This is a genomic window from Pseudohongiella sp., from assembly GCF_011050365.1.
Classification (GTDB): Bacteria; Pseudomonadota; Gammaproteobacteria; order Pseudomonadales; family Pseudohongiellaceae; genus Pseudohongiella.
Genome location: NZ_DRFV01000002.1, coordinates 385,119 through 393,949, shown reverse-complemented (window position 1 = coordinate 393,949; position 8,831 = coordinate 385,119). Strand labels below are relative to the sequence as shown.

Genomic DNA, 8,831 nt, shown 5'->3' with positions numbered 1-8,831 from the left:
GTCTCAGGCAATGCGATACCTGATGGCCATTGCCTACAGTAAATAATACATAGTACATAGTACCGCCACTGCAGGCGGCGCTTCTGTGCGGTAGACCCTTTGCGGGTATCATCCGGCACCAGGGCAGGGAATAAACATGAATCTGCGTCATCTGATATTAAGCTTGCTGGTGTTGACACTGCCGGCCTGTCAAACCGCCTATTACAGTGCCATGGAACGCTTCGGTATCGAAAAGCGTGACATTCTGGTGGACAGGGTAGAGGAGGCGCAGGACGCCCAGGAGGACGGGCAGGCGCAATTCGTCAACGCCCTGGAACAGTTTCGCAGCGTCATCGATTTTGACGGTGGTGAACTGGAAACGGTATACAACCGCCTGGACAGTGAGTTCCAGCGCAGTGAAGCCGCCGCAACCCGTATCCGGGATCGTATCGATGCCGTAGAAACAGTTGCCGAGGATCTTTTTGATGAGTGGGAAGACGAGCTGGACCTGTACACCAATCAGAGTCTGCGCCGTGACAGCGAACAGCAGCTGCGCGACACCCGGCGACGTTATACGCGTCTGATTGACGCCATGAACCGTGCTGAAGAAAGTCTGGACCCGGTGCTCGATAACCTGCGCGACAATGTCCTGTACCTGCGCCATAACCTGAATTCACGGGCGGTGGCGTCCATCCGCGGCGAGCTTGATGTCATCAATGCCGATGTCGATGAACTGGTGGAAGCCATGCAACAGGCGATTGCCGAATCAGAGCGCTTCATCTCGGGCATTTAAGGTCAGCGCTGATCTGATACTGATGACAGGAAAATTACCGTGAAACCATGCCCCTGCTGCAGCGGCAAAGCCTTTGCCGTGTGCTGTGCGCCTTATCTGGATGGCAAGTCCACGCCACGCACCGTCAAACAGTTGATGCGCTCGCGCTACACTGCGTTTGCCCTTGGTGGCCAGGGTGATTATCTGTTGCGAACCTGGCATCCGCGCACGGCACCTGCCATCAGCGCGCAGGCGCTGGGGCAGGCAGATACACAATGGACCGGGCTGGAGATCATAGCCAGCCAGCAGCGTGGTGACCACGGTGTGGTCGAGTTCCGCGCATCATTGATTGATGCAGCGGGCGAGTCTGCTGTGCATCATGAAACATCCACTTTCCTGCGTGAAGGTGGCCGCTGGCTGTACCTGAGTGGCTGAGGTTTGTTACAGGTTCTGCACATGATTACACGCTTGCTGACCAAATACCTGATGGCACTGATGTTGCCACTGTTGATGTGGAACTGGGCGCACGGCGACAGTGCGTCGTTGCCCCTGCGGGTCACCATGGCGCAAATCCTGCCTGCCAGCACGGTGGGCGGCGTTGGGCAAACGCTTGCCGTGATCAATGTCAGCGCAGAGACCTATCGGCAGCTGGAAGTGGTATTCATTCCCTACGATCGTTATGGCCGGCGACAGACATCCGACATTGACGATGTGGGAGAAGTGCAGATTCCGTTAAATACATCCCTGTTCCCGGAACAGGAAGTCGTCAACACCTGGCCTGATGTGTGGTTCAATCACAGCATTGTCTGTGTCGAGATTGACCGCCTGCGCATTACCTACAGCGATGGCAGTCGCCGGGTGTATCGAAAAGACGCCGTCGATGCCATGCTGGCTGACAATGTGCTGAATGACTGCCAGCGATGATCATATCGCGTGCAGGCACGGTTACTGATGGCCGGCCTGACTGCTTCGGCACATCACTCAATGTTCTGGATCTGTTCCCGCATCTGTTCGATCAGCACCTTCAGCTCCACTGCGTTCAGCGTGGTTTCCGCGACGATGGATTTTGATGACAGCGTGTTGGCTTCGCGATTGAGTTCCTGCATCAGAAAATCCAGGCGGCGGCCTATGGGCTCGTCCGTGCCCAGCACGCGTTCAACTTCGGTCAGGTGGGTATTGAGGCGGTCCAGTTCCTCGTCGACATCGGATTTTTGCGCAAGTAGCACAACTTCCTGTTCCAGCCGGGAGGGCTCGAGCTCAATCCGGAAGGCAGCCAGTTTGGCCCGGGTTGCTTCCTGCTGTTTTGCCAGTATGTGAGGCAATCGCTCGCGAACTGATTGCACGATAACGCGAATGCCATTGAGGCGCTGTTGAATCATCTGGCGCAGCTCGTCACCTTCGCGCAGGCGCGAGGCAGTGAAATCATTGAGGGTGTCGGCAAGCAACACCAGGGCGTCACCCTGCATGGCGTCGGTATCTATTTCCTGCTCCTGCAGTGCGCCGGGCCAGCGCAGGATATCAGCCGCGCTCAGCGGTGCGGAGGCAGCGTTGAGCGCTGTGACCTGCTGGCTCAGTTGGGTCAGTTTTTTTACCAGCGTTAAGTTTAATTCTTCATTGCCGGCGTCCTTCTGCCGGATCTGGAAGCGAAGCTGGCAATCAACCTTGCCGCGGCTGATGGATTTGCGCAATGCATCGCGCACCGCCGGCTCTATGGGTTTGAGCATGTCCGGAATGCGAATACCGGGTTCCAGATAGCGATGGTTGACCGAGCGGATCTCCCATACCAGCGTACCCCAATCATACTCGGCCTGCCTGCGCGCGAACGCTGTCATGCTTGCTACCATTGAATCCCCCGTTAAAAGCGTACAACCGTGTGCCCGCCCCGGCGCAGGACAATTTGCCGCCGGGATGGCTGTGGTGATGGTATAAACCCGCAAGTGTAGCGTAAACCGCCAGATGATATGACAACAGCTCACAAATCCGTGGTTTTGGGCGCTAAACGAACAGGCGGTGGTGAAATCGTGCAGTGAATGCGGGATAATCGCGACTCATTCTTCACATTGATATTGAGGTTCCATGCCAGACGCCAACACAACTGCCATCATCATTCGCCCCAGCCAGCGCCAGCTTGACCAGTTGCGTGACATCAAACTGACACGGCAATACACCAAACACGCTGAAGGTTCAGTGCTGGTGGAGTTCGGCGACACCAAGGTGATCTGTACCGCCAGCGTGGAAGAGTCGGTACCGCGCTTTCTCAAGGGCAGTGGCACAGGTTGGGTGACGGCAGAATACGGAATGCTGCCGCGATCAACCGGTTCGCGCATGGACCGTGAGGCAGCCCGGGGCAAACAAAGCGGCCGCACCCAGGAAATCCAGCGCCTGATCGGCCGATCGCTGCGCGCTGCACTGGACATGAAGCTGCTGGGTGAGAACACCATCAAGCTGGATTGTGATGTTATTCAGGCCGACGGCGGCACCCGGACCGCGTCCATCACCGGCGGCTGTGTGGCTCTGTATGACGCGGTGAATTTTTTGCTGGCGAAAAAAGCCATCAAACAAAACCCCATCAAACAGTTGATCGGTTCGGTCTCGGTGGGCATGTATCAGGGCGTGCCGGTGCTGGATCTGGATTATGCCGAGGACTCCACTGCGCAAACCGACATGAACGTGGTGATGAACGAGGCCGGCCGTTTTATTGAAGTGCAGGGCACAGCGGAAGACGGCGACTATGATTTTGAGCAGTTGCAGCAGATGATTGCGCTGGCACAAAAAGGCATTGCCGAATTGGTAGTGAAACAGAAGCAGGTTCTGGGTCTGCTCTGAATGGCGACATCACGGAATCGGTAAGGGCATAAAAACAGTGAGGATAACACGATGACTCTACAGGCTTATCAAGCGCGTTTCATTGAGTATGCGATTGATCACAATATCCTGTGCTTTGGTGAATTCACGCTGAAGTCAGGAAGAGTAAGTCCTTACTTTTTTAATGCCGGACTGTTTAATACCGGTGAGGCACTGGCGTTTCTGGGCGGCAGTTACGCCACCGCGCTGCAGATGCGAGGTCTGGAGTATGACCTGTTGTTTGGTCCGGCCTACAAGGGTATTCCGCTGGTCGCGGTGACCGCGGCCGCGCTGGCGAGCGAGCATGAGGTCAACAAGCCGTATTGCTTCAATCGCAAAGAGGTGAAGGATCATGGTGAGGGCGGGCTTACCGTCGGCGCGCCGTTGCAGGGTCGTGTGCTGATTGTTGACGATGTCATTACCGCCGGCACGGCGGTGCGTGAAGTCATGGCGCTGATGCAGGAGACCGGCGCCACTCCCGCCGGCATTCTGGTCGCTCTGGATCGCCAGGAACGCGGCCAGGGTGAGCTGTCAGCCATTCAGGAGATTGAGCGTGATTACCATATTCCGGTGATCAGTCTGATCAATCTGACGCAGATCATCGATTATCTGAAACTGCAGGATTACGACGGCGTAGGCGAGCACTTGCGTGCCGTGCGTCAGTATCGCCAACGCTACGGCGTGTAAGCGGCAACCGGGTTTACGCCGGTGCTGCGTCCATGAACGGCGCGAGCAGGTTTTGCGCCAGATAGTCCCATTGCTCATCCCAATGCTCGGTGGGCGGGCGCTTGAACTCACTGCGTACAAACTGCATCAGGCGGCCTTCGGCGGTGGCCAGCAGCAGGCTGGCCAGCACGGCGGGTGACACCTTGGGTTTCAGGCCTTCGCGAATCTGTGCTTCGCGCAAAATCTGCTTTAACTGTGCTTCCAGACGATCAAAGAGCTGGCTGATGCGCACGCGCAGGCGCTCGGTTTCTCCGGCCAGCGCATCGCCGGTCATCAGCCGGGTCATACCCGGGTTCTTTTCGGCAAACGTCAGCAGCAGGGTCAGGATTTTTTCGCAGCGCTCTACCGTGCTCAAATCGTCCTGCAGAATGCGGTTGATCCGGATGAACAGCGTATCTTCGATAAACTTGATCAGACCTTCGAACATCCGCGCCTTGCTGGGGAAGTGACGATACAGGGCTGCTTCCGACACGCCCACTTCGCGCGCGAGCGCGGCCGTGGTGATGCGTTCGCCCGGGCCGGATTCCAGCATATGCGCCAGCGCCTGCAGAATATGTTCCTTGCGTGAGAACTTCTTGTCCGCACGCGCGGCCTTAGCCGTCACTGCGTGGGCCGGGGTTCGATCCTGGCCGGCCGGGCTGTCAGTGTTCATCAGGCCATATCTCCTGTATTACGGGTATTGCTGATCAAGGTGCCGACGCCGGTATGGGTGAAAATTTCCAGCAAAACGGCGTGCTCAACACGGCCGTCAATGATATGTGCGCTGGTGACTCCGTGATTGACGGCGTCCAGCGCGCAATTGATTTTGGGCAGCATGCCGCCGTAAATGGTGCCATCGGCAATCAGATCGTCCACCTGTGAGGTGGTCAGGCCGGTAAGCACGCTGCCTTCCTTGTTCATGACGCCGGATATATTGGTGAGCAGCACCAGCTTCTCGGCACCCAACACCTTGGCGATTTCGCCGGCAACAGTATCGGCATTGATGTTGTAGGTGGCGCCATGTTCGTCCACACCAATAGGCGCAATGATGGGAATAAAATCACTGTTTTCAATCATGTGCAGCACTTCGGTGTTGATTTTGGCAACACTGCCTACCAGGCCCAGATCCAGCATTTTTGCCTCGGTGCCGTCGGCGGCGGCTCGTTTGCGCAGCAGTTTTTTGGCGCGAATCAGATTGCCATCCTTGCCGGTAATACCAATGGCCTTGCCGCCGTTCTTGTTGAGCAGGGCCACAATTTCCTGATTGACCAGGCCGCCCAGCACCATTTCCACCACATCCATGGTCTGGCTGTCGGTGACGCGTTGACCGTCAATGAATTCGGACTGGATATTGAGCTTTTCCAGCAAAGAGCCGATCTGCGGACCACCACCGTGTACGACCACCGGGTTCATGCCCACCAGTTTCATCATCACGATGTCGCGGGCAAAACTGTTCTTCAGGGTTTCGTCAGTCATGGCGTTGCCGCCGTATTTCACGACGATGGTGCAGCCGGTGAATTGCTGGATATAGGGCAGGGATTCGGTCAGTACATTGGCAATATTCTTGGCGGCGGCAAGGTCCAGGGGCATGTTCAGTCCTGTTTATTATTCGGATTTGTGGTCGGGCCAGTTGTTAAAGGTCTGCTTGCAGGCCTCGGGCTACGAAGTATACAACTACTGACCTTGGATTGAGAAATCGAGCTGCTGATCAACCTGTTTGAGCAGCTGTCGGAAGGCATTCTCGATCTGCTGCAGCGATTGCCTGCTGCCGGCTTCAAAGCGCAGCAGCAGGGCGGGGGTGGTATTGGACGCACGGATCAGACCCCAGCCATCGGGGAAGTCAGCGCGTATACCATCCAGCCGACTGACCTGCGCCATCGGAAAGCTGGCCAGTTGCTCGATACGCGCCATCAGGTCGAACTTGCGATCTTCGTCGACATCAATGCGCAGTTCGGGAGTCACCAGGCTTTGTGGCAGGGACTGCAGCATTGCGTCGGCGGACTGGGAGCCGCCTGCCAGGATTTCCAGGAAACGGGCGGCAACGTAAAAGCCGTCGTCGTGACCGAACCAGCGATCCTTGATGAACACATGGGCGGAGAACTCGGCGCCGATGACGGCGCCGGTCGCATGCATCATCTGTTTCATATAGGAATGGCCACTGCGGCTCATGACGGGCTGGCCGCCATGGCGGGTAATTTCGCCGAGCAGCAAACTACTGCATTTGACGTCAAATACCACGGTCGGGCAGTCATATTGCGGCAATATGTGGCGAACCAACAGCATCAGGAGCCGGTCGGTATCAATGACATTGCCTTGGTCGGTCACCAGAATGACGCGATCGCCATCCCCATCCAGCGCTATGCCCAGATCCGCTTGCCGGGACTTAACTTCGGTGATCAGGCTGTCAAGATTGCTGGCCACAGTAGGGTCGGGGTGATGGTTGGGAAAGCGGCCGTCCAGATCGCAGAAGATCGGAACAACGTCGCAGCCAAGCGTGCGCAGCAGCGCCGGTGCCAGCATCCCCGGTACCGCATTGCCGCAATCCACCACCACGCGCAGAGGGCGCCTGAGCTGAATGTCCGAGCAGACGCGTGCAATGTACCCGGCGCTGATATCCTGGGTTTTGATGCTGCCCTGGCGTGCGCCAAGAGCATCATATTCTTTGGCCTCTATGGCAAGTGAGCGTTGCCTTATGCCCTGGATTTGCTCGGCGGTGAGGCAGGCCCGGCGACGCACAATCTTGATGCCATTGTAGTCGGCCGGGTTGTGACTGGCAGTGAGCATGACACCCGAAGTGCACTCGCCCGTATGGGTGGCAAAATAGACCATCGGGGTGGGTACGATGCCGAGATCAATGATGTCGCAGCCGGCATCGAGCAGCCCTTGCTTCAGTGCCCGCGCCAGGGCCGGGCTGGACAATCGGCCATCAGCGCCAAAATACAGCGTCGGATTGTCGAATTCGATGGCGTAACTGCCGATGGCCAGTCCGATCAGGTAAATGCTGTCTTCGGTCAGGTCCTTGCCCGCGATGCCGCGAATGTCGTAGGCCCGGAACATGGCGCGGGGGATGATGCTGTGCTTCGGGTCTGACGCCCCGTTGTGTTGCATGCCGGCTGTGGGCGACTCAGGCATCAGGCTGGCCCGCGCTGACCCGTTCGGCAATCAGTGTCAGCATCTGCCGCGCCACCAGGTTCTTGTTGGCCGGGCCAAGTGTCTGTGAACCGTGCTCGCCCCATAGCGCGGTGGCGCAGATATCGTCACTGTTGAAGGTGGCCGTGGCGTCATTGGCAAATAGCAGGTCGAGGTTTTTGCGCTGCAGCTTCTCGCGTCCGAATTGCTCAATATGTTGTGTTTCGGCAGCAAAACCCACCATTAGTGGCCGCTTCTCAAGCGCGGCCAGGGTGCCGATGATGTCTGGATTGCGCACCAGGTTCAGTTGCAGCGTATCCGCGGTTTTCTTGATTTTATGGTCACTGGTGTCGGAGACGCGGTAATCGGCAACGGCAGCCACGCCGATGAACACATCACTGTTGTCGGCACTGAGCAGGCTGGCATCCAGCATTTCCTGCGCGGTGGTCACGGCGATGCAATGCACCCGGTCGGGGACCGGCAGGTTGACCGGGCCACTGATCAGGGTCACGCGGGCGCCTGCCTGCACGGCCTCTGTGGCCAGGGCATATCCCATCTTGCCGGAGCTGTGATTGCTGATAAACCGCACCGGATCAATGGCTTCGCGGGTCGGGCCGGCCGTAATGGTCAGATGCAGGCCGTTGAGCAGGCCGGGGACGAACAGGCCGGCACAGGCGTCGGCGATGTCTGCCGGCTCCAGCATGCGTCCCGGTCCGGTGTCACCACAGGCCTGCGAGCCTGACGCCGGGCCGGCAATATGGCAGCCGCGGTCGCGCAGTTTAAGCAGATTGTCCTGTGTTGCCGGATTAAGCCACATCGCCTGGTTCATGGCTGGGGCCAACACCACGGGAGCGCGGCTTGCCAATAGCAACGTGGTTAACAAATCCCCGGCCTGGCCACCCACCATGCGGGCCAGAAAGTCAGCGCTGGCCGGGGCCACCACAATGAGGTCGGGCCAGCGCGCAAGCTCGATGTGGCCCATGCCCGCTTCCGCGTCGACGTCGAGCAGATCCAGGTGCACGCGGTGCCCGGACAGCGCCTGCATGGTCAGCGGGGTAATGAATTCGGTGGCGGCAGTTGTCATCACCACTCGCACATCGGCGCCAGCCCGGGTCAGCAGGCGGGTGAGCTCGGCGCATTTGTAGGCGGCGATGCCGCCGGTCATGCCCAGCAGAATGCGCTTGTTGGCGAGTGTGGCCAGCGATGCTGCTGTAAGTCCGTCGTCATTCATGCAATTACTGTCCGTAAAGCGCCATCACGCGCGCCTGTTGCGTTGCCAGTGGGTGACCGGCGGGCAGGTCTGTCCCGCATTCTATGCAACCTGAGGCCGGATCAGCAAGGCAAGTCCACGGGTGCGGTGCTATAAAACAGCTGGGTCACACAAAAAGACCGCTTTGTTTCA

The 8,831-nt window shown here is 58.0% G+C and carries 10 protein-coding genes; 5 read left to right on the top strand and 5 right to left on the bottom strand.

The features are described 5' to 3' along the window. The first annotated feature begins 136 nt into the window (after positions 1–136). The 3 genes from ENH71_RS03240 to ENH71_RS03230 are packed head-to-tail and all read left to right on the top strand — an operon-like array spanning position 137 to position 1,675. Positions 137–772 (top strand): DUF2959 domain-containing protein, encoded by a 636-nt coding sequence (locus ENH71_RS03240; RefSeq protein WP_294135882.1) that lies wholly within the window; start codon positions 137–139, stop codon positions 770–772. Between the two features lie 39 nt (positions 773–811). Further along, the gene (locus ENH71_RS03235; protein WP_294135885.1) at positions 812–1,186 is read left to right on the top strand and encodes a YchJ family protein; all 375 of its coding nucleotides are present in this window, start codon (positions 812–814) and stop codon (positions 1,184–1,186) included. Between the two features lie 21 nt (positions 1,187–1,207). Continuing rightward, positions 1,208–1,675 (top strand): hypothetical protein, encoded by a 468-nt coding sequence (locus tag ENH71_RS03230; protein WP_294135888.1) that lies wholly within the window; start codon positions 1,208–1,210, stop codon positions 1,673–1,675. 53 nt (positions 1,676–1,728) lie between these two features. Here ENH71_RS03230 and ENH71_RS03225 read toward each other — a convergent pair whose 3' ends face one another. After that, positions 1,729–2,595, bottom strand: a complete 867-nt coding sequence (locus tag ENH71_RS03225; RefSeq protein WP_317622417.1) for a YicC/YloC family endoribonuclease — start codon at positions 2,593–2,595, stop codon at positions 1,729–1,731. Positions 2,596–2,857: 262 nt separating this feature from the next. Here ENH71_RS03225 and rph point away from each other — a divergent pair, with 262 nt between their 5' ends. Together rph and pyrE are read left to right on the top strand one after the other, a co-directional pair. Beyond that, entirely contained in the window at positions 2,858–3,577 is a 720-nt protein-coding gene (rph, locus tag ENH71_RS03220; protein ID WP_294136131.1) for a ribonuclease PH, read from the top strand. A 51-nt stretch (positions 3,578–3,628) separates the two neighbouring features. Beyond that, entirely contained in the window at positions 3,629–4,282 is a 654-nt protein-coding gene (gene pyrE, locus ENH71_RS03215; protein ID WP_294135890.1) for an orotate phosphoribosyltransferase, read from the top strand. Between the two features lie 13 nt (positions 4,283–4,295). Here pyrE and slmA read toward each other — a convergent pair whose 3' ends face one another. From slmA to coaBC, 4 genes are all read right to left on the bottom strand, one after another. After that, positions 4,296–4,973, bottom strand: a complete 678-nt coding sequence (gene slmA / locus ENH71_RS03210) for a nucleoid occlusion factor SlmA (protein WP_294135892.1) — start codon at positions 4,971–4,973, stop codon at positions 4,296–4,298. Further along, positions 4,973–5,890, bottom strand: a complete 918-nt coding sequence (gene argB / locus ENH71_RS03205; protein ID WP_294135895.1) for an acetylglutamate kinase — start codon at positions 5,888–5,890, stop codon at positions 4,973–4,975. Before argB ends, slmA begins: the two co-directional genes overlap by 1 nt. 84 nt (positions 5,891–5,974) lie before the next feature. Continuing rightward, positions 5,975–7,432 (bottom strand): phosphomannomutase/phosphoglucomutase, encoded by a 1,458-nt coding sequence (locus tag ENH71_RS03200; RefSeq protein WP_294135898.1) that lies wholly within the window; start codon positions 7,430–7,432, stop codon positions 5,975–5,977. After that, positions 7,425–8,630: a bifunctional phosphopantothenoylcysteine decarboxylase/phosphopantothenate--cysteine ligase CoaBC gene (coaBC, locus tag ENH71_RS03195; RefSeq protein ID WP_294136133.1), complete on the bottom strand. Its 1,206-nt coding sequence runs from the start codon at positions 8,628–8,630 to the stop codon at positions 7,425–7,427. The genes ENH71_RS03200 and coaBC overlap by 8 nt, the downstream gene beginning before the upstream one ends. Positions 8,631–8,831: the final 201 nt, after the last annotated feature.

Bases quoted from the DNA above. Each gene is read 5' to 3' on its own strand.
- ENH71_RS03240 (WP_294135882.1), top strand. From the start codon at position 137: ATGAATCTGCGTCATCTGATATTAAGCTTGCTGGTGTTGACACTGCCG.
- ENH71_RS03230 (WP_294135888.1), top strand. From the start codon at position 1,208: ATGATTACACGCTTGCTGACCAAATACCTGATGGCACTGATGTTGCCA.
- ENH71_RS03225 (WP_317622417.1), bottom strand. From the start codon at position 2,595: ATGGTAGCAAGCATGACAGCGTTCGCGCGCAGGCAGGCCGAGTATGAT.
- pyrE (WP_294135890.1), top strand. From the start codon at position 3,629: ATGACTCTACAGGCTTATCAAGCGCGTTTCATTGAGTATGCGATTGAT.
- slmA (WP_294135892.1), bottom strand. From the start codon at position 4,973: ATGAACACTGACAGCCCGGCCGGCCAGGATCGAACCCCGGCCCACGCA.
- argB (WP_294135895.1), bottom strand. From the start codon at position 5,890: ATGCCCCTGGACCTTGCCGCCGCCAAGAATATTGCCAATGTACTGACC.
- ENH71_RS03200 (WP_294135898.1), bottom strand. From the start codon at position 7,432: ATGCCTGAGTCGCCCACAGCCGGCATGCAACACAACGGGGCGTCAGAC.